17 protein-coding genes and 1 other annotated feature are annotated in these 20,119 nt (G+C 45.9%); of the genes, 3 read left to right on the forward strand and 14 right to left on the reverse strand.

Annotated elements, in window-relative coordinates:
* Positions 1-54: 54 nt before the first annotated feature.
* From PH235_RS11890 to PH235_RS11910, 5 genes are all read right to left on the reverse strand, one after another.
* Complete coding sequence (locus PH235_RS11890) at positions 55-1,101, reverse strand: uroporphyrinogen decarboxylase family protein (RefSeq protein WP_272162550.1); 1,047 nt, start codon at positions 1,099-1,101, stop codon at positions 55-57.
* Between the two features lie 52 nt (positions 1,102-1,153).
* Positions 1,154-1,413, reverse strand: a binding site (T-box leader).
* Between the two features lie 409 nt (positions 1,414-1,822).
* Positions 1,823-2,575: an esterase family protein gene (locus PH235_RS11895; RefSeq protein WP_272162551.1), complete on the reverse strand. Its 753-nt coding sequence runs from the start codon at positions 2,573-2,575 to the stop codon at positions 1,823-1,825.
* Between the two features lie 15 nt (positions 2,576-2,590).
* Positions 2,591-3,754 (reverse strand): ATP-grasp domain-containing protein, encoded by a 1,164-nt coding sequence (locus PH235_RS11900; protein ID WP_272162552.1) that lies wholly within the window; start codon positions 3,752-3,754, stop codon positions 2,591-2,593.
* A 375-nt stretch (positions 3,755-4,129) separates the two neighbouring features.
* Positions 4,130-5,197, reverse strand: coding sequence for a hypothetical protein (locus tag PH235_RS11905; protein ID WP_272162553.1), 1,068 nt, complete (start codon positions 5,195-5,197; stop codon positions 4,130-4,132).
* A gap of 17 nt (positions 5,198-5,214) precedes the next feature.
* Positions 5,215-5,505 carry a hypothetical protein gene (locus tag PH235_RS11910; protein WP_272162554.1) on the reverse strand — a complete coding sequence of 97 codons (291 nt, stop codon included), beginning with the start codon at positions 5,503-5,505 and terminating at the stop codon, positions 5,215-5,217.
* A gap of 332 nt (positions 5,506-5,837) precedes the next feature.
* On the opposite strand from PH235_RS11910, the gene PH235_RS11915 reads away from it, so the two are divergent.
* Entirely contained in the window at positions 5,838-6,992 is a 1,155-nt protein-coding gene (locus PH235_RS11915; RefSeq protein ID WP_272162555.1) for a plasmid pRiA4b ORF-3 family protein, read from the forward strand.
* 315 nt (positions 6,993-7,307) lie between these two features.
* On the opposite strand, the gene PH235_RS11920 is transcribed toward PH235_RS11915, so the two are convergent.
* The 3 genes from PH235_RS11920 to PH235_RS11930 all read right to left on the reverse strand — a co-directional run bounded on the left by PH235_RS11920 (position 7,308) and on the right by PH235_RS11930 (position 11,505).
* Positions 7,308-8,603, reverse strand: coding sequence for an NCS2 family permease (locus tag PH235_RS11920; protein ID WP_272162556.1), 1,296 nt, complete (start codon positions 8,601-8,603; stop codon positions 7,308-7,310).
* Between the two features lie 123 nt (positions 8,604-8,726).
* On the reverse strand, positions 8,727-10,022 hold the full coding sequence (gene rpoN, locus PH235_RS11925) for an RNA polymerase factor sigma-54 (protein ID WP_272162557.1): 1,296 nt from the start codon (positions 10,020-10,022) through the stop codon (positions 8,727-8,729).
* Positions 10,023-10,182: 160 nt separating this feature from the next.
* Positions 10,183-11,505 carry a purple acid phosphatase family protein gene (locus tag PH235_RS11930; RefSeq protein ID WP_272162558.1) on the reverse strand — a complete coding sequence of 441 codons (1,323 nt, stop codon included), beginning with the start codon at positions 11,503-11,505 and terminating at the stop codon, positions 10,183-10,185.
* Positions 11,506-11,961: 456 nt separating this feature from the next.
* Here PH235_RS11930 and PH235_RS11935 point away from each other — a divergent pair, with 456 nt between their 5' ends.
* Positions 11,962-12,531: a histidine phosphatase family protein gene (locus PH235_RS11935; RefSeq protein ID WP_272162559.1), complete on the forward strand. Its 570-nt coding sequence runs from the start codon at positions 11,962-11,964 to the stop codon at positions 12,529-12,531.
* Positions 12,532-12,709: 178 nt separating this feature from the next.
* Here PH235_RS11935 and PH235_RS11940 read toward each other — a convergent pair whose 3' ends face one another.
* Positions 12,710-13,642 carry an alpha/beta hydrolase gene (locus PH235_RS11940; protein ID WP_272162560.1) on the reverse strand — a complete coding sequence of 311 codons (933 nt, stop codon included), beginning with the start codon at positions 13,640-13,642 and terminating at the stop codon, positions 12,710-12,712.
* A gap of 342 nt (positions 13,643-13,984) precedes the next feature.
* On the reverse strand, positions 13,985-14,329 hold the full coding sequence (locus tag PH235_RS11945) for a winged helix-turn-helix transcriptional regulator (RefSeq protein WP_200831811.1): 345 nt from the start codon (positions 14,327-14,329) through the stop codon (positions 13,985-13,987).
* 136 nt (positions 14,330-14,465) lie between these two features.
* Between PH235_RS11945 and PH235_RS11950 the strand changes: the two genes are divergently transcribed.
* Positions 14,466-15,335, forward strand: a complete 870-nt coding sequence (locus PH235_RS11950) for an SDR family oxidoreductase (protein ID WP_272162561.1) — start codon at positions 14,466-14,468, stop codon at positions 15,333-15,335.
* Between the two features lie 123 nt (positions 15,336-15,458).
* On the opposite strand, the gene PH235_RS11955 is transcribed toward PH235_RS11950, so the two are convergent.
* The 4 genes from PH235_RS11955 to PH235_RS11970 all read right to left on the reverse strand — a co-directional run bounded on the left by PH235_RS11955 (position 15,459) and on the right by PH235_RS11970 (position 19,810).
* A complete protein-coding gene (locus tag PH235_RS11955) occupies positions 15,459-15,827 on the reverse strand; it encodes a YccF domain-containing protein (RefSeq protein WP_272162562.1) in 369 nt (122 codons plus the stop codon).
* Between the two features lie 211 nt (positions 15,828-16,038).
* Positions 16,039-17,181 carry a glycerate kinase gene (locus PH235_RS11960; RefSeq protein WP_272162563.1) on the reverse strand — a complete coding sequence of 381 codons (1,143 nt, stop codon included), beginning with the start codon at positions 17,179-17,181 and terminating at the stop codon, positions 16,039-16,041.
* A gap of 97 nt (positions 17,182-17,278) precedes the next feature.
* Positions 17,279-18,544, reverse strand: coding sequence for a GntP family permease (locus tag PH235_RS11965; RefSeq protein ID WP_272162564.1), 1,266 nt, complete (start codon positions 18,542-18,544; stop codon positions 17,279-17,281).
* Between the two features lie 126 nt (positions 18,545-18,670).
* Positions 18,671-19,810: a CdaR family transcriptional regulator gene (locus PH235_RS11970; protein ID WP_272162565.1), complete on the reverse strand. Its 1,140-nt coding sequence runs from the start codon at positions 19,808-19,810 to the stop codon at positions 18,671-18,673.
* Between the last annotated feature and the right edge of the window lie 309 nt (positions 19,811-20,119).

Raw genomic sequence — 20,119 nt, forward strand, 5'->3', positions numbered from 1 at the left:
GATTGTCTATCAGGGTTGACCGGCTTTGGCGAACACCGCTCCTGCCGTCCTGTTTTATTTTTGCAGCGACGTCGTTTGTTTGTTGTTTTTGCCTGAGACACCCGCCGCCGTTTGCCTTACCAATTCCAAACGGTCCAGTTCAATCTGCGGATCGACAGTGCAATCCGCTCCGATGATGACCCCTGTATCGCCAATTTCGTGGATGATGTCGACCGTGAATTGGGCGATGTCCGCCTTGTTCCCCGAGTCCAACAAGGTGCCGGTGTTATTGTCGAAGCCGCCGATCACCGCTTTGTTGCCGAAGAAATCTTTGCCTTCCTTCAGGCTGATTTTTTCGGTGTGTACCGCCCAGTTGTAGGCTTTGGCTTCATAATCTCGGTAGTACAACAAGTCGTTTTGATGATGCTCATAGCCGCAGATATGTAGGATATTGTAGTCGCTGACTTTGTTCGCCTCCGCCAATACCGTTAACTCACTCGGCGCGATATAATTTTGATAGGCTTCTTTGGTGGCAGTGCTGCTTTGGACGTTCTGCACGCTCAGATAGATGCCGTCCGTGCCAGCCTCTTCAATGACTCTCTGGGTCAAAACTGCGATATCCTTGGCGATTTCATTCGCCGCATAAGCAAGGGCTTCCGGTTCGGTTTCGAAGAAGCGGGTAAATTTTTCGGGATCCTTGTCCCACGCTTCGAAGGCAATCCGGATATAGTTCGCCGGCGAAAAGATATTATAGAAAGTTGCGACTTCGCCGTTGAAGGATTCCTTGATCCGTTTCACCGTCTTGACCTGCTCCGTGATCCAAGGGTGATTCGGCCCAACTGCTTGGACGTTGTAGAGGTCATCCGCTATTTCAATCCTTTTTTCCAACAGACTCGGATGCCCGAAAAAGCCATCGCTCATGATCTTTACGAAATCGGGTTTGAAGGCGTCATAGAATTCCTTGTGCCCCGCGATCACTCGATCCAAAATCGATCTGTCCTCCAAACCACGGAATTGAGCATCACCGAAAACAAAGTGAAACCAAAAGCCAACCGGCACACGCTCCGTTTCCTTGTTGTCGAAAGTGTCAAAAATCAATTGTTTTCTATTCGTCTCTGTCATATGTTTTCCTCCTAAAATGTAAAATAAAAAGCCGCCCTTCCTGGATTGTTCCAGAAAGGACGACTGTTAGATCGTGGTTCCACCTTTTTTCGCGAAAAGCTTGCGCTTGCCGCCTCAACCGGTACAGAGCCTTTTGCTACGCTCGATACCGTTGCCTGTCTAACGGGGGCGTCCGGATACGTCTGCAGGAAAATCCCTGTCAACGCATCAACTCCGAGGCCATTTTTCCTGTGCTGCCGTCCGCTCTTTTCCACCGACCAAGAGCTCTCTGAAGGACTATCCAACCAGTACTTTCCTCTTCTTTGCTTTTTTCTGTGTGGCTTTTATTTGATAGACAAAGTCTACCACCGCAGCCACGGCCTGAAAAGCACACGATTCCGAACAGGATTGACAGGGAAAAGCGAACAGTGGAGTGGCCGGTTGAGTATGCATGCTTGGGGAAAACATGGATAACGGCCAAGTATCCATGTTTTCGAATGCGAAAAGGGCCCAAAAAGATGAATACCGCGAAAGTATTCATCTTTTCGAATGTTTGACCTACATAAAAGATGAATAAGATTTATGAATTCATCTTTTCGAGCCGCCGCTGGACGAAAAAGATGGATAACGGCTAGTTATTCATGTTTACGCTCAAAAAAGACGGACGGCCCGCCCCCCACAACATCCATCGTCACGCAACAAAAAGTCCTCCCGGTAAAATGCCGGAAGGACAGATTTTTCATCAATTCAATTTGCCTTGCTCGTTCAGTTTGCCCAGGAAATACGGCATCTGGACGCGCCACCATTCCCAGTCGTGGTGAACGTTCTCGCCCCAGAAGTCGATCCAGGCGGGGATGTTCTTGAAGCGCAGGGCTTCTTCGATTTTCTTCGTGTCTTTGATGCTGACTTCTTCCCAGTTGCCTTGGCCGGTCGCAACGATGATGTTTCCGGAACGGTATTTATCCAGGAACCAGCCGTCGTTCAGATTCCAAAGGTAGTCGATCGGGGAGTTCTCATAAGCGTTGCGGTCATGGTAGTCTCCAAAGAAGTAACGGACATCGTAGAGCCCGCTCAGCGCGATGACGCTGTCGAAAACGTCCGGATGGCGCAGGTAAAAGTTCAGGCTGTGGTAGCCGCCCATGCTGCAGCCGGTCGCAATCATCGGTCCCTGATGGTTCGTCTGATGCTTGATGTGCGGCACCAGTTCCTCGATGATGTAGCGGTCATAGCGTTCGTGCATGTTGGCGCGGTCGTATGGACTTTTCCATTCGCACAGCCACGATTCGTTGTCGATGCTGTCCGGCGTATAAAACTGCACCAAGCCTTGGTCGATGAACCACTGGCAAGCTTCAATCATGCCGAAGTCCGCGTATTCGTTGTGGCTTCCCCCGGATGATGGGAAGACGATGATCGGTTTACCAGCATGTCCATAGCGATTGAAACGCATCTCACGGTTTAGGTGACCGCTCCATTGTGATGAATATTCTACGTGCATCTTATTTCCCCCAGTCTATTCGGTTACGGAAATCATATGGATAATGTCCATCAGTTCTTGATATTCTGCCGCACGGATCACATAGCCGAAATCCCCCATAATAGCCGCAAAAATCCCCGGCATTTCTTCAAACAGGACCACGTTGCCACCGTAACGGGCCATCACTTCCTCATGTGTGAAGCGGTAAGGATGGACGCCCTTGCGGCTGACGTAGCAGCAGTAATAAGGAAAATGCATCTGCGCCGTGAAATTTCCGGTCGCGACCAGTTCGCCATAAGCGGCATAGAGATCGACGTCATTCGCCCAGTTCCACATGTCCATCGTATGCCCGCCAGGCGGACGCAGGTTGGCCTCCAGGGCAACAAGGCTGCCGTCAGGTAATCGGAAAAACTCAAAATGGAAGAAACGCTCGCGGACATTGAAAGCCTGCACGAGCTTGGTGCCGATTTCACGCAAATCTTCCGGCATATTGCGGTCGACATAGTAGAACATATCCGCATTATTTTCGACGATTTCCAACACAGCTTTTTCGTACACCAGAGTAGCATCGAAAAGGATATTCCCCGCGGCATCGGTCAGACCATCATACGTGACGATCTTTCCGTCGATGAATTCTTCGAGAATGTAGGATTCATAAGGGTTCTTCACGTGGAAAAAGTGCCCGAGTTCCTCTTCGGAACGAATTTTGTGTGTATCCGCCGCACCGACACCGGAATCCGGCTTGATGCAGACCGGAAATCCGTATTCGTGGCATAACCCAAGGGCATCTTGATAGTCGCCGATGACACGCCCGCGTGCCACCCGGATACCGACTTCCTTGAATTTTGCTTTCATGGCGGACTTCAGTTTTACGAAGGCCATATCCTCATTTTTGAAGCCGAACACGTTGAAATCGGTGCGCAGACGCGCATCCTGCGCCAACCAGTATTCATTGTGCGATTCGATTCGGTCCATTTTGCCGTGCTTGTATGTCAAGTAAGCCACCGCGCGCAGCATTTCATCATAATTTTCCATATTATGGACGCGGAAATACTCGGTCAGACTCTCGCGCAAGTCCGTATCCAACAACTCGTAAGGTTCGCTGGCGATCCCGAAAACATGCACGCCCGCCTTCTTCAGACCGACCGCGAAATTCTTGAAATTACTGGGAAAATGGGGTGAAATAAATACATAATTCATGCTGATTCCCTTCTCTCTTCCGAACATTAGATTATAATGAGAATGTACCATTATAACGGCAGATTTACAAGCGTTTTTCTGGTGAAAACGAAAAATATTGATACAATCGTGAGGTTTTTCTGATAAGCTATGAATAACTAAAATCCATTTCTTCGAAAGGCGTGAACAGTATGAAAAAGATAAATCGGTTCTCAGCCAAAAGAGCATCCGCCAGGATCATTCGACTCTCATCAGATGCGCGAAGCACCCTTCTTTCCCGACAACAAAATCAGAAAACGAATGATTCGGAAACATTTTTAGCATGTGTGATTGAATCCATGGCTGAATACGACGAAGCTCTAAGGGGATTGATTGAGCGTTAACAACCTCACTTTCTTAAACGAACAGCCATTCCAAATTCAACAGTTCCGGAAAGCTGAGCATCAACCGGTTGACCTGGTCCAAGGTCAGTTCCCCCAACTCCAGTTCACCTGCCCGGATAGCATCCAATTGTTGCCTCGCGACCCCACTCACGAAAGCCAACTCATCTGTCGGTTTGTTGACAAGGAAGATCAGTTCGAACAATGCGCGTTCGACCCGATCCAAGAAAGTATCATAAAAAACCTCACCGATTCCGGTCTTTTTTGCCGATCCGTGCGCTATCTTTCCGCAAGCCGAAAGCATATGGTCGATTGTTTCGTCCGTGTCGGTGTAAAAAATGCGGATCCTTTTCTCATCCATCGAAAACCCAATGTGGTCGACATCACTGAAGTTTGCGGAGATCTTTTCAAAAGCCGCGATTATGCCCGGCATCTGAAGTGTGATCGCCCTCGATATGAGCACATCGTCCATGAACATCCGTTTGGACTGGAAATTCAGGTCCAATGGGAAGCCATTTTTTCGCAACTCAAGCGCTGCCCGATTGATGATTTCGTTGCGGAAATCGATCATGCTGATGACCATATCCGGGTGTTCCCACGTCTCGGTTCCATCAGCTGCCGCCACTTCATCCTCCTCACTGGGATCCCAGACCTTTTCCTCTACATATTTCTCAATTTCCTCCCAGTTATCGGGCATGCCGTAGACCATGACGAACTGCCTGCCTTGGCGGTCCACCGCTTCAACCGTCATCATTTCATGAAAATAATGATAGGCGAAGTCATCCATGAGGGCATATTCGATCCCATCGATTACCCTGGTGCCGTATGTGTTCGCCATGCTTGTGTAGAATTCTGCAGATTCGTTTTCTCCGACATAGAGCTGTTCATCCATCAAATTCAGATAGCGCAGTTCTTGGAAATGCAGTTCCAGGAACGGAAAGCCACCATCCTGAGCAGCCAATTCACTCAATCTCTCTTCAGGTATTTCATAATCGCTCAGTTCTTCCAACAAGTCTTCCCAGTCCATTTCAAAATCAGCTTTTGCCTCAAATTCATGACTCTCAAAAATATTGTCTTCATCCATTATTGTCCGCCTCCCTTTCAACCATGTAACAATGATTCGGAACTGCGCGTCCAGAGTGAATCCCAGAGTTCGTCCGTTTCCGCTTCGGTCAATAGCGCATTTTGATAATCTTCCCAAAAAACAACATTCCGGTCCCAATCCTTGATTTCCGTGAAGGCCTTTGTTTCCTTGCAACTCGGGCAATACATATGTTTGACGTGCCCCAATTTACGCTGCTCTGCTCTTTTGCGGTAAAGCACCATCTGCGCTCCGCATTCTTGGCAGATGAACTTGCTTTGGACCATTCTCTGATCTTTTTTTCTGGTCATTTTCAACACTCCATTCCTCTGAATGACAAATCCGAAGGGACAGTGCTCAAAAAACAAATGGGTATACGAAACGATTGCAACCTTTCGATATACCTATCATACACCTAGACACACACTGAAACAATTTTGTGAATTCGTCATCAATATTTCACAAAATTGACTTTCATGCCCCTTGATACGGCCGCTTAAACGGCAACTTTTTATACTGATATAACTATTTTCTGGTATGCTCATCCGCAAAATATCAGGTTGCTTCCCAACCCCATTATTGGTTATGATAGGGATACTGACACCCAAATTGCGGCAATTATTTTTGCCAAGGAGGCTCTTACGTGATTTACGAAATGACGATAGAAAAAAATCTGCTGACCGAACCGATTTCACACACAATCCGGATTGAGGAAAGTTCCACATTCGAGCAACTGTATCAAGATATTTTGGAAGTCCTCCAGGAAGAGGCTCCCAAAAATCATTCTTTCCAGATCATGCGCTCCAACGGAAAAAAGCAGTCCGGCATCTCGATTCAGCCGCAACCTGCCCCTGACCAAGTGTCTGAAGATCCCTTTGTTTACAACGAAGACTCTGAGAATACCTCGCTTTTCGATGAAAGATTCTATGAAAATGGCACACCCCTCAAGGACTACTTCAAGAAACCCGGTGACGCGGCAACGTACATTTCCGTTCAGGATATTCCAGATGAATACACAGTCACTTTCAGAAAAACATTAACTCCCGCAGAGGCTATCTTGGCAGAGCTCAACCAACTCATTGAACGGTCTCCCGAACGCGGAGATAGCTATGACATTATAAAAGGGCAGATGGATGAATTAACACAGCTATTGAATCCATCCTCCAGAAAATCGAAAAAGCCAGCCGCACCTAAGCAGCCACAAATCTACTCCTTCAAGATCACGCTTGAAAACGTCGGCGTGCCTGTCTGGAGGAAGGTGCAGGTCAACAGCTCCAGCACTTTCCTGGAGTTGCACAAAATCATCCAGATCCTGTTCGATTGGCAGGATGACCATCTGCACGAATTCAGGATCCAGAAATCGAACGGCATCCGCCAGAAAAACGTCGTCATCGAATCTGATGAAGAAGCCTCATCCCCCTTCGACAGTCTCTTTTTTGATGATGAACAGACCTACCTCTCCGAAACAGAGGAGCGTCTGCATGATCATTTTCTGGTGGAGAAGGATCAGGCGCGTTACACCTATGACTTCGGCGATGATTGGCAACATAAGATTGTCCTCGAAAAAATTCTCGAGCCCGCAGAAGGAACGACCTATCCGATCTGCACGGCCGCGAAAAACGATGCCCCTTACGAAGACAGTCGTTATGAAGTCATGACCGGGGATCTCAGCCTCCTCAACAGCGATGCTAAAGGTATTGTCAGTAGCGTGAACACAGTATTGGAAATGAGGCTACATAATAAAAAAACGGCTCGAAATAAAAATATTAAAGTGTGGCGCGGCCGGTTTCCCGAATAGACCTCCAACATTCGCGGATTTCGTCTTACGTTGGGGGAGAATTGTCGAATGTCACTGCAACATCCGACAATTCCGTTCCATGCTGTAATCGAATTGTCGAATGATTTCACCTATTCGACAATTTCACCTTACGCTGAGGTTAATTAGTCGAATAGCCGTCCACTATTCGACAATCTCACCCTCCTGTACAGTTTTTTATCGGTGATGAATCGGTGAGCACAGCGATTCACTCCGCATAAGCTAAGACCCGCACCCCTGCGTCTCGATCAAAAAGCAAAAAGCCGATCTCCAAAAGAGACCAGCTTTTTGCCTTTTTCAAATAAATTTCAAAACGAAATACAGAATAAAGATACCCGTCAATCCGTACATCATTTTTGATACCGCTTGTCGATCACCCGAAAACACTTTGATGAACGTATACAGGATAAACCCCCAGCCGATACCATCCGCGATATTAAACGTCAACACCATCATCAGCACCATCAGGATAGCCGGAAAATATTCCGTGAAATCATCAAAATTGATGCCCTTCAGATTGTTGGCCGCTAACAAGGACCCTACAATGATGAGCAAAGCCGAGATGACCGCCAGCGGGATAAGGGCAATGAAGGGAATCAACGCGATGGTGAACAGGAAATAAACGCCCACCATAAAGGATGTCAATCCGCTTCTTCCTCCTACAGCGATGCCCGTTGCGCCTTCCGCACTTGTGCAGGTGGAGCTGCAGCCCAACAAACCGGCAATCATCACTGATAAAGCATTCGATTCCAGCGTTCGTTTCAATACTTTCGGTTGTTCGGATGTCAAAAAACTGACTTGTGTCCCTAAGTTCTGGAAAACGACCAAAATCAGAAGAGAAAATACGGTAACCCAGTAGTCCATCGACAGAACGCCCGAAAAACCAAGTTGGAAGACAAACGGCTCTAAAGAACCCAGATCGATAAAGGAATAGGAAAAGGAGCTGATGTCCGTTACCCCTAAAGCAATGGAAATGAGAACACCGAAAATAATCGTTAATAAAAAATTGCCTTTTACATTTTTGACGAACAGGATCAGCCCGACCAGCAGCGTTGCCAAGAGCGTCAACGGCACCGGTTGAAAAATATTATTCAGTGCCACGATTGTACCCTCTGAGGATACGATGATGCCGCCGTTCTTCAAACCAAGGAATATCAGGAAGAAGCCGACTCCCGCGCTCATCCCTTTGATCAAAGTCACCGGGATGGAGCGAAGGAGTTGATCGACCACGTTGAAATGCGTCAACAGAAAGAAGAGTAGCCCGACGATAAAGATAATCGATAAACTTTGTTGCCAAGTAAAAGCAAAGGCATCGACCAAGATATAGGTAAAGAAAGCATTGTCGCTCATCCCCGGGGCAAGTATCAAGGGTGAATTGGCATACAGGCCCATCAGAATGTTACTGACGGCCGTTGTCAGTATCGTCGCAATCACAACCGAATTATAATCCATACCGGCTTGAGATAAAATCAACGCATTGACGGCCACAATATACACAATAGAGAAAAAGGAAGTCGCACTCGCCAACAGTTCGGTCCGTAAAGAACTCCCTTTCTCTTTCACATGAAAGAGTTCTTGCAATAGTTCCATCATCTCACGCTCGCATCCGGGCAAGCTGCCGCATCGGGAGCCACTCCAATTCCAACAGAGTCCAAAACAATCAAATGTAGTCTTTTACTTTTCACAATTCCCTTCCTTTCTGTTGCTTGCTACAATTCAATCGAACCGTTTCCTCTTCGAGGTGGCTGGGATGTTGAGCTCCGTCCTGTACTTGGCCACTGTCCGCCTCGAGATATCGATTTTCTCTTGGACCAACAGATCGACTATTTTCTGATCGGACAGCGGTTTGTGCTTGTCCTCTTCCTCAATCAGTTTTTGGATCATCTGTTGGACCGACGTTGTGGAGATGGCGTCTTCATTTCCCGATTTGGCTTTCCGGGACAAGAAGTACTTCAGTTCATAGAGACCCGAATCTGTTTGGACATACGTGTCGTTTATTGCGCGACTGATGGTGGATTCGTGCAGATTCAATTCCTCGGCGAGGTCTGTTAATTGCAGTGGAACAAGCGGATGCGCTTCATCAAAGAAAAAAGCTGCCTGTCTGTGCACGATTGCCGTACTCACGCGCAAAATCGTTTCACTGCGGAGCGACAAATTTTCCTGCAGCGATTCGTACTCTTTCTTTTTTTCCCTGACATACTTAACGACTTCCTTGTCCTTCATTTGCTCCAGTTCCTCTGCGTAGGCTTTATTGAAGGAAAGGATCGGCACACCGTAGCGGGCTTCGTTTATCTGAAGTTGTGCATCCTTGATGGTGACAATGATATCCGGTCTGATCGAGATTTGCTCGTCGGTTTGGAATGCTGACCCGGGAGAAGGATTCAGATGCTGGACAAAATCGAAAACGGATTGGATATTTTCTAATGTTACCGCATATCTTTTAGAAATGGCGCCCCATTTTCTGTTGATCAAATCATCAAATGACTCTTCCAACACGATATAAGCGATATCGGGTGCATCCTCCCGCCGTTCCGTCTGCAGCATCAGACACTCCTGCAGGTTACGCGCCCCGATGCCAGGCGGATCGAGTTGCTGCAGCAGTGTCAAGGCATCCATCATTTGGATCGGGGTGGCCTTCGTTTCAGCAGCAGCTTCTTCGATGCTTTTGATGACATACCCCTTATCGTTCAATTGGTTAATCCACCAAACAATCAAGGTGCGGAGGTAGGTATCCCGATAAGTCAGCATAATTTGCTCCGTAATATATTCATAAAGGGATTGTTTACGGTCAGGTATCCAACTCAAATCATTGGCTTGACTGCCTCTTCTGGAAACCCGCGACTCCCTTACTTTCATCTGCAGAAACGGATTATCCAAAACCTTCTGATTCAGATAATCGTGCAGTTCGAGAGTACCTAACTGAAGTATATGGATTCCTTGCAGCATCGTTTGGGAAAGCGTTTGCTTTTGTGTCTGCGTTTGGGTAAGATTTTGGCTTTGGCTTAAGTTCACACATATTCCTCTTTTCTCCTTCAACTCTGATTTGATGATGCACGCACTGACACTATACCATTTTTCGGTAAAAAATGGCTTTATTTTGGCGCAAAAATAAAACGTTGCCCTCAAGGGAAACTCCCCGCAGGCAACGAAAAGACTATCCAGCTTTTCCCGCTCATTCATCTCCAACCGTCTTCACAATACTGTAAGCATCCACAACCGACTGATCGGCGGTTTTATAGGTTGTGAAAGTCAGGGAATCGTCGGTCACTTCGACATTCATAAAAGTCGGTTCCTCCAACTGCAGCGCAACGGCCGCATAGCGTTCATAGACGGAGGAATCCTGCATGTCGTAATATTTGGAGTCAGAAGCTGAGTTACCGGTCAAATACAGTGTGCCTTCCGGATCGACAGCGGCGCCTGCCTCATCGTAGGCGATTTCCTCAACGACCGCATCGCCTTTCATCTGATAGGTTCGCACATAGACATGGTCATGCCCCATCAAAGCCACATCGATATCAAGTTCATCGAAGACCGGCACCAATCCGTCCCGGAAAGCCAACACATCCTCATCGCGCGCATGATCGGCACTGCTGTAGATGGATTTATGCATCAGCACGATTCGATGCGTAGCCTCCGGGTTTTCCGCTATAGCCAATTCCATTGCTTCCCGATGCTCTTCGATATTGTTTCTTTGGGTGTTCAAGGCGATAAACAGCGTGTTCCCATAGGTAAAATAAAAGTCACTGCCGGCATCATCCGCGCCCAGCCCCGTCTCGTTGGGCGGATTGAAATAATCGGCAAAAGGCGTGTAATCATGGTTGCCGATTAGGGTCATGATCGGATAGAAGGTCAGTTCTTCCGGAAAGAAGTAGCCGTCATATTGGTTCAAATTGTTGGCGATATTCACCTGATCACCCGCCGATACAAGGAAATCCGTATCAGGAAACATCTCCGTCGCAACCGTCACTGTCTTGTTCCATCCATCCGCATCGATCTGCGTGCCGTCGCCGGCCCCAATCTGCGGATCGCCGAAGAAAAGTAAATTGAATGCCCCGTCCCAAGCTTCTTGGGTCCGAAAAGAGTAGGATTCCGACCAGGCTCGATAGCCGTCCCCGAAGCGGTAGGTGTAGAATTGGTTTGGTTCCAGACCGGAAACGGACGCTTCGTGCGTAGAATAACCGCTCTGCGTATCCGCAACCGTCGCTTCAAAAATTTCAGTCGATAGAACATTGCCTTCCTCATCCAACAAACGCAACTCAACGAAACCTTCTTTGTTCGTTTTCGGAGTATGCCAGCTGAATGTCCGCTCCGTTTCGTCTGAACCGGGGGAAAAAGCAATATAGAATGCGTCCAATTTTGTCGGATCTTTAGTGGCTGAAGCCGAATCTCCGACTATGGTTTCTGTAGTCGATTCATTCGTACAGCCGGTTGCAAAAAACGTCAGAAGCAACGTTGCAAACAGGATCTTAGTCCTGTATTTTCTGTTTAACATCATTGATCCCCTCCAAAACGTCATAGGGCCATTGACAATAAGTTGATTTGCTTCCATTATACAATACTAGGCCTTAATCAGCATTGTCGATGCTTGCACTGCCGTACGTCACCTATACCTGGTCGTTCGGATTTCTGAAGAAAAAATGCTTCAACTCCTGATAAGGCTAAAGAAACTGCCCATCCCAATCGTTTAGCTGGAAGATTTGGACGACAGATTACCTGCGGAGGGCGCGCTGAAAATGCTCCTCCGGCGAGAGTTCCCCCACCGGAGGACAGCGGTACCTTGCATGTTCTTCTCCGGCAAGCCTATTCTAATCGGAGCACAGACTTATAATGTGAAGCGTCCTCCGGCATAGCCTTCGTTCGCCGGAGGACAAACCTCATTGTTGTTGACGTATCACCCGAAGCAAGTAGTATAATGATAATGCATACGCTTCACAATTCAGGAGGATTCCATATGAAAAAAACCTTATACTTGATGCGCCATGGCCAGACGCTTTTCAATGTCCGCAGAAAAATCCAGGGCGCCTGCGATTCGCCTTTGACGGAGCTCGGCATCCAGCAAGCCGGAATCGCCAGTGCCTACTTTGATGATATCGATCTCGACCATGCCTACAGCTCCACCGCCGAGCGCGCCAGTGATACACTGGAAATCGTGACGAACGAATTGATGCCTTATAAACGCCTGAAAGGACTGAAGGAGATGCATTTCGGCACTTTTGAAGGCGAGAGCGAAGACCTCAATCCCAAAGACAAGAGCACCTTTTTTGTGCAGTACGGCGGTGAATCCGGCGACCAGGTAATGGAACGGATGGTCCGTACTTGCACCGAAATCATGGAACAGGATGATCATCAAAACGTGCTCGCCGTTTCCCATGCCGGCGCCTGCATCCACTTCCTGCGCGCATGGCAGGATCCCCGTGAAGTAGTGAAGAACGGCATCACCAACTGCTGCGTCTTCAAGTACGAATACGACGTAGAAGCGAAAACTTTTGCGCTGTTGGAAGTCGAACGGCATGGGTTTTAAGGTTCCTTGAAAACAAATCTGGATGAAAAAGAAAAGTTAAGGAAATGCCTCGAAATAACGAGGCTTCCCTTAACTTTTTTGCGCTTTTCCCACATTTAATTGGTTACCTGAGAAGCCGAAACGATGAGTAATTTTCTCTTATTCATCTTTCCCCCCCAGGATCTTACCAGCACAGTTCCTAATCCCACTCGGTTTTATCCTGCAAATCGAGACTGAAGCGTTTCAGCAGCCAGGCGTCCGCCAGGTCGATCCATTTGGCGGCATTTTGGTCTACCAACGTTTTAGCGTTGGCTGTAGCCTGCGTGGCAAGGCTCAATCCATGCGGACCTTCTTCAAATACGTGCATCTCAAACGGGATATCGCGCTCCGAAAGAGCCATCCCCATCCGTAACGTGTGCCCGACCGGAACAAGTGCGTCGGATGCGGTGGCCCACAGGAACATCGGCGGTGTTTTTTCGGTCACCAACAACGCCGGGCTCACTTCCTTCAGCGTTTTATCGCTAGGGGTCGCTTCTCCCAGCAGCGACGTTACGGAGGCATCAAACAGAAGGGTGCCCATTTCATCCTTTTCGGTCGCTTTCATGAACAGATAATCGCTCAACGTATAGCCCAAAATCGTAGCAGCGGGACGAAGTTTTTCTTCCGACACTTGGTAATGATCGGTCAGAATCGGTTTGTCCCAATAGACCGAATACATCGCGGCATTGTGCGCACCAGCCGAAAAGCCGCACAAAGCGATCCGATCCATATCCACCAACCATGCTTCGCTGTTCTTGTGGATCGTCAGCATAGCTTTGCCGATGTCCCGGATCGCTGCCGGAAAGACCGTATGCTCGCGCCTTTCAACTCCTTCGAAAATGGATTCGTAAGGTTCGTGCTTATCCAAGTAAACAGAATAGCGCAGCACAAAAGCATGATAGCCCATCGCCGTAAACCGCATCGCCACGGGCTCAGCTTCCCGATCCGAACAGGAAAGATAGGCGCCGCCAGGGCAGATCAGTACGGCCGGACGCGTTGCGCCGTCCAATAATTCCGGCGAATCCTGCAGTACATAAGTCGTCAGCGTGACGTCTTCCCGTTCCGGATACAATTTTATCGTTTCAACAATCATATTTTTGCCTCCTTGTACTTTTTGCTTTTCCCAGTTTTTCCACAAAACGGCGAGCTAGCGATCGGTCACCCATACGTGTGTGTTTAGCCCTCGTAAAAAAATGAAGTTTCGCCGTATCGGTGTGATTTCGCTATCCAAACAAACTGATACCGCTTCCACATATCCGCTCCTTTCAGCCATATTCCTTCCCTAAGCTGAAATATATATCAAAGCTTACGCAAGAAAAAGGAACCTGTCAACAGATACCTTTGACCATCAATTATTTTACAGCCAGTTGTTCAATCAGCCTATCAAATTATCCAAACTAAAAGAGGGGGCTGATTCCCCCATCACTTCAACTTTTTATTTGCTCACCAAATTTTTCTTGCTCCACTCGCCCATACTCTGCAGTATCGGAATAAAGCTTTGCCCCAAAGGTGTTAAGGAATATTCCACTTTCGGCGGAACTTCTTTATAGACCTCTCTATGAACCATCTGGTCTTCTTCCAATTCCCGCAATTGTCTTGTTAAGATCCCTTTTGAAATATTTGGCAACAACCGTTGAAGTTCATTGAACCTTCTCGTCTGCGTGCTCAGATTCCACAGGATGATGATTTTCCATTTCCCTGCAATGATGTCCTGCGTTTGCGTTACGGGGCAAACTTCTATTTGATCCCCTACAGGTTCCCCAAACCGACTTTTTGCCATAATAAACGCCTCCCTTCCGTATTAGTCCTTTTTTTGTGACTAGGTAATAAAAAAGTGCCTACTTCCAAAAATCTGTCTATTACTATACTATTAGTTTACATTAAATAAGTAAATAAAAGAAAGGGAGAGATGCAAAATGAAATTATTAGTAACGGGAGCAACAGGAAAATTCGGAACAAAGGTTGTAGAAAATCTGTTGAAGACTGTACCGGCCAGTGAATTGGCCGTCAGTGTTCGTAACCCAGAGAAAGCGGAAGCGTTAAGGGCTCGTGGCGTGGAAGTCCGCCAAGGGGATTTTGATCACCCGGAAACACTGGATGCTGCTTTTGCAGGCGTTGATCGTTTATTGCTTGTTTCCGCGGATGGGGATAACGAAACAAGAATTCGCCAGCATGCCAACGCGGTAGCTGCGGCAGAGCGTGCCGGCGTTTCCTTCATCGCATACACCAGTTTAGCGAATGCACAGGCAAGCAAAAACTTATTCGCCCCAACGCATCAGGCCACAGAAGAAGCAATTCTGAAAACTGGGATTCCCTACTCCTTCTTGCGCAACAACTGGTACTTGGAGAATGAAATTTCAGGAATTCAAGGTGTCCTGGCAGGAGCTCCATGGGTCACATCAGCAGAAAACGGCAAGGTGGGCTGGGCTCTTCAGCAAGATTATGCAGAGGCTGCGGCTGCTGTACTTTCCGGTAAAGGGCACGAAAATACAATCTACGAGCTTTCCGGCAAGGTATTGACTCAGGAAGAAATAGCGGCAGCTCTCGGAAGTGTATTGGGCAAAGAAGTAACTGTACAACAAGTCGATGACGCTACCTACGCCGCTATTATGCAGGACGCTGGCGTGCCGGATTTCGTCATCCCTATCCTTGTTGAAATCCAGAGAAGCATTCGAGTTGGCTCCCTGGATGTTGAGAGCAATGATTTCGAAAAACTCCTTGGCCGTCCAGCAACCCCGATCAATGAGGGTTTGAGCCAAATCGTAAATGGCATTACGCAAAATTAATTATTGCATTGAACCGTAAAAATGAGGTCCTTTATTCCCAGTGATTGACTGGAAATAAAGGGCCTCATTGCTTTTTAAAATAGAGTCTTCGGTAACGTACTCATCCGACAATGATATTGCTTGTTATGCAACCCGATAGATTTCCGCCCCAAACGGAAACAATGCCAGCTTGGCGTGTTTGAAGTGCTGCAGCCCGAACGGAATGCCTACGATAGTCAGACAGAAGACGATGCCCAGGATGACTTCCTCAGCAGCCAATGCCAAGCCGCCCAACAGCATCCAGATTATATTCAACACTAAAGACGTGCCGCTTTCGCTGATGCGGATTTCCCTACCGAACGGCACAGCCGCCATCACCGCGAACTTGAAGCATTGCATACCGATTGGGATCCCGACTATCGTTAGGCACCACAAAACACCGATCACAACCCAGGAAATGAAGCTGATGAAACCACCCAACACAAACCAAATCAGATTCATTAAGAAATTCATGGCCTTTCCCCTCTCTTTCCCTTACATTATAATCCCTGTTGCGTACAAAGGCGTCGGACTAAGTACTGAATTTTCCGCCTGAAATCATAAACTCAACGAAAACAGTACCACTTGCAGATTTTGAAAAAGTCAGTGCAATAAAAAAAATCCAATCAGCAACTTTTTGAATAAGCTGCCGATTGAACTTTTTACGGATGTTTAATTTTATTTTTCAAAGCCTGCTCTGACTTAATTGAATAACTGACGCAATATTCTGTGTTGTTTTTCTTATATTCTCATATCCCATCTCCAACGCTGTCTCTAATGAAGTGAGCTCAGAAAGAATGCTGAATACCGCCGTCACTCCATGTTCATAGACTGTCTCGTAATTACCAGTCAAGCTTCCTGCAATAGCGATGACTGGGACTTGATATTTTTGAGCAATTTTAGCTACACAAATGGGTGTTTTCCCATAAATCGTTTGGTGGTTTATTCCGCCTTCACCCGTTATCACCAAATCGGCATCACAAATCTTTTCTGCTAAACCGACCAGTTCGCTTACCAACTCGCCGCCATTTTGCAGCTTAGCGTCTAAAAAGGCCATCAAAGCACCGCCTAAACCGCCAGCTGCTCCTGCCCCAGCAACAAACTCAATGTCCTTATTCAGATACTGGCGAATCAAACTGGCAAAATGTGCCAGATTTTTATCGAGTTGTTCTACTTGCTCAGCCGTTCCGCCTTTTTGAAACCCGTAAATATAAGAAGCGCCTTTAGGTCCGGTAAAAGGATTATCCACATCACAAGCTACTTTGATTTCAACTTCTTTTAATTTGGGATTTAATTCGGAAAGATCGATCGAAACTAAATCAGCCAAGCCGACTCCACCAGGAACGATTTGTTGCCCTTCTTTATCCAAGAGTTTACCGCCCAGGCACTGAATCATTCCAGCACCACCATCATTGGTCGCACTGCCTCCTATGCCAATCAAAATTTCCTTTACCCCTTTGTTTATAGCATCTTGAATCAATTCCCCGGTACCCCATGTGGATGTGATCAACGGATTTCGCTCTGAAGGGCTAACCAAGTCCAAACCTGAAGCTGCCGCCATTTCAATAATGGCTAATTTCCCATCTCCTGAAATGCCGTAAAATCCTTCTACCAATTCTCCTAATGGGCCATGAACAGTGAGCGTCTGAATTTTACCATTTGTTGTATCGACCAAAGACTGTACCGTTCCTTCGCCTCCATCGGCCATCGGAACTTTTAAGTATTCGGCATCAGGAAATACCTTTTTAAATCCTTCTTCAATAGCATTAGCTGCTTCTAATGCTGTCAAACTTTCTTTAAATGAGTCTGGTGCGATAACAATTTTCATGTAATCAGTCACTCTCCTTTATCTTTCTCCAAATCGTTTTCGTCTCAGTGAGATACTTCGCTTTACTTATTGATGAATGGCCATCTTTTTCATCTCATCAACCAAATAAGTTAAATACTCCAAAAATAAGTGTAGAAATCACAGTAATGATCAACCCTATAAGAGACTCATAAGAAATTAATCTTAGTCTTTCTCTAAAATCCATCGTGACACTTCCCGCAGTTGCATGGAAGAAACTCCCGTGCGGCAAATGATCCAATACAGTAGCTCCCGCATGAACCATAGCTGCTCCTCCGATGTTACTGATACCAGCTTTTAATAGTGTTTGACTAAAGACACTACTTGCTACGGCAGCTCCCGATGTAGTAGATGCTGTTGCAGCTGACATGAATATCCCTGAAATTGGAGCCAGCATATAGGCAGGCAAGCCCATTGTTTCAATCCCGCTGATCAGTACCTCACCCAACGCCGAATTACTGATTATTCCGGCCAGTGTCCCCGTCCCTAACAATAATACAGCTACTCCAGACATCTTATTTAATCCCGAAATAGTATAAGCTGTGATTGAGGAAAATTTTCCCATCACAACTATTCCGGCTATTCCTCCGACTGGCAATGCAATCATTGGGTCAATTGCAATACCGGCAATCGGCCTTAATGACAACAGAACAATCGCTACCAAAGGCGCCACAATCGCTTTCCCAAAAGAAGGAACTGACTGCGTTTCTTCCGACAATTCTTTTTCGGAAATGGAACTTCCTTTCAACACTAAACGTTTAGCGATAAAATAAGTGGCAACCACTGCGAAAACAGCAGGAATGACTCCCGCCAACATAACATTTGTTAAAGGTACACCAAAAGCTTCGGATACTGCTATCGTATTTGGATTTGGCGAAATAATATTCCCAGCCTTGCCTCCGCCAATCATTGCTAATAAAATAGCCGTTCTTGACATGTTTGTTTTATAGGCTATCGCCATTGCGATAGGAGCAACAGTAATAACTGCTATGTCAATAAACACACCTACTGCCGTAAGCAACATCGTTGCTAAAGCTAAGGCAAACAGAGCTTTTGAATGACCTAATTTTTTTATGATTGTTTGGGCAATAGATGAAGCTGCACCTGACTCTATTAGTATTCCTGCCAGAACACCAGCAGATAGTATTCTTAGAACTGCAGTGACAATTCCTTGCGCTCCTTGATTCATCAAACTGACGGTTTCTACCAAAGTAGCACCGCCTAATAACCCTCCGATCAGCGCTCCGCTAAATAATGCATATACCGGTGGAACTTTTTTAAAAATCAAAAAAATAGCTACTATCAAGCCCACTATTGCTCCTAAAGCACTTACTTGCACATCCATTAATAATTCCTCCCCAAATTTCAATACACAAATTGTAACCGTTTCACTTTCCGGAAGCATTAGCATACAGCACAAATGAGAAGCGCTTCCAAATGAATTTATTGTGCAATTTTCCATTTTTTGTATCTAATCTAATTTATCAACAATCAATGACAGATATAATTCAAATAAATCAGAATAAAAAAAAGGATTTTTTCCTGTAATCTCATGAATTTTACTCAATCGGTATTGGACAGTATTACGATGGACATACAATTCAGCAGCCGTCTGCTTGCTGTTACCACTATTTTTTATATAGGAATCCAATGTATTTTGTAATTCTAGGTTCTTATCATTCAGTTTCAGCTTATCATAACCCCGGAAAATAGAATTTTCCTTTATAGTAGGGATCATCTTTGATAAAAGTACATATAAAGAAACATCTCGAAACTGAAAAATTCTTTGGGTGACTTTTAATTTTTCTCCAACAACTAGAGCGTCTTTTGCTTCTTCGTATGATTTCCACCATTCTTTATGCTCACTATAAAAACTGCCAATGGAAATTGATATTTCCAATCCCAATCTGTCTAACTTCGTTAACCAAATTTTCAAAACTTGCAATGTTTTTTCTTCATTCCAAATCCCGTCATTGAGACTTACTTTTTTTAGTATCACCATTTCTCCTGTGAACAGGGTGGTATATAAATCGTGTTCTTCAATTAATTCCTTCAGCATATCTGTTAAGCGGCTTAATAATCTCAATTCATCGGTATTGCCTTTGATTACAATAGCCACCCTTGGTTCATTCAAGTTTAACTGTAATATTTTGATTTTTTTATAGAACAGGGTGTCATATTTATACCCTTTATTTATCAATTGTGTGATAACTTCTCGGTTGATGCGTTCATCAAGTTGAAGTTCTTTCTCAAGAATTGATTGTTCAATAATCATTTCAGCTGTCATTTTCACTAACTCGCCATAGCCTCTAATTTCATCTAATTTCCCTGTAATCCCTACTACACCTACAATTTCATCCCCTATTACAATCGGTAAATTCAGACCTTCCTTTACGCCTCCCCATGGAAGAGCATCTTCTGATTTTACCTCTATGGATTGCTTTTTGCGGATAACTTCAACCGCTACTTCATGTTTCATGGATATTCTTTTCGGGTCCCCAGATCCTATGATTTTACCTTCGTTATCCATAACATTCACATTATACGGAAGTATTTTCATCGTGCGATTTACGATATTTTGAGAAATTTCTGATGTTAAAGTTGCATGCATATTTCCACTCCCTCTCAATTCTCTTCGACAACGCATGTTTATATACACCACTTTACAACTTTTCACGCTCATCGGGGCATAACCATACAAGCCACCCGTTGCCAATTGACCTTGTTCATTCATCAGACTAAGTACTGAATTTAACTGCGTTAATAATTGTTTCGTTGTGACTCAATTATACCCGACCGAAAAGGTTCATGCTTTTTTGCGCTTACAGATACTACAGCAGCAAGGCTTTGAGATCGTTTTTTATGCGAGAAGTTTCAACTGTTTATTTCCAAACTAAAAAAAAAATCCCCATAACCGCGT

The organism is Trichococcus sp. K1Tr, from assembly GCF_028309625.1.
Classification (GTDB): Bacteria; Bacillota; Bacilli; order Lactobacillales; family Aerococcaceae; genus Trichococcus.

Coding starts and splice junctions, on each gene's coding strand:
- PH235_RS11890 (WP_272162550.1), bottom strand. CDS start 1,101: ATGACAGAGACGAATAGAAAACAATTGATTTTTGACACTTTCGACAAC.
- PH235_RS11895 (WP_272162551.1), bottom strand. CDS start 2,575: ATGCACGTAGAATATTCATCACAATGGAGCGGTCACCTAAACCGTGAG.
- PH235_RS11900 (WP_272162552.1), bottom strand. CDS start 3,754: ATGAATTATGTATTTATTTCACCCCATTTTCCCAGTAATTTCAAGAAT.
- PH235_RS11905 (WP_272162553.1), bottom strand. CDS start 5,197: ATGGATGAAGACAATATTTTTGAGAGTCATGAATTTGAGGCAAAAGCT.
- PH235_RS11910 (WP_272162554.1), bottom strand. CDS start 5,505: ATGACCAGAAAAAAAGATCAGAGAATGGTCCAAAGCAAGTTCATCTGC.
- PH235_RS11920 (WP_272162556.1), bottom strand. CDS start 8,603: ATGATGGAACTATTGCAAGAACTCTTTCATGTGAAAGAGAAAGGGAGT.
- PH235_RS11930 (WP_272162558.1), bottom strand. CDS start 11,505: ATGATGTTAAACAGAAAATACAGGACTAAGATCCTGTTTGCAACGTTG.
- PH235_RS11935 (WP_272162559.1), top strand. CDS start 11,962: ATGAAAAAAACCTTATACTTGATGCGCCATGGCCAGACGCTTTTCAAT.
- PH235_RS11940 (WP_272162560.1), bottom strand. CDS start 13,642: ATGATTGTTGAAACGATAAAATTGTATCCGGAACGGGAAGACGTCACG.
- PH235_RS11945 (WP_200831811.1), bottom strand. CDS start 14,329: ATGGCAAAAAGTCGGTTTGGGGAACCTGTAGGGGATCAAATAGAAGTT.
- PH235_RS11950 (WP_272162561.1), top strand. CDS start 14,466: ATGAAATTATTAGTAACGGGAGCAACAGGAAAATTCGGAACAAAGGTT.
- PH235_RS11955 (WP_272162562.1), bottom strand. CDS start 15,827: ATGAATTTCTTAATGAATCTGATTTGGTTTGTGTTGGGTGGTTTCATC.
- PH235_RS11960 (WP_272162563.1), bottom strand. CDS start 17,181: ATGAAAATTGTTATCGCACCAGACTCATTTAAAGAAAGTTTGACAGCA.
- PH235_RS11965 (WP_272162564.1), bottom strand. CDS start 18,544: ATGGATGTGCAAGTAAGTGCTTTAGGAGCAATAGTGGGCTTGATAGTA.
- PH235_RS11970 (WP_272162565.1), bottom strand. CDS start 19,810: ATGCATGCAACTTTAACATCAGAAATTTCTCAAAATATCGTAAATCGC.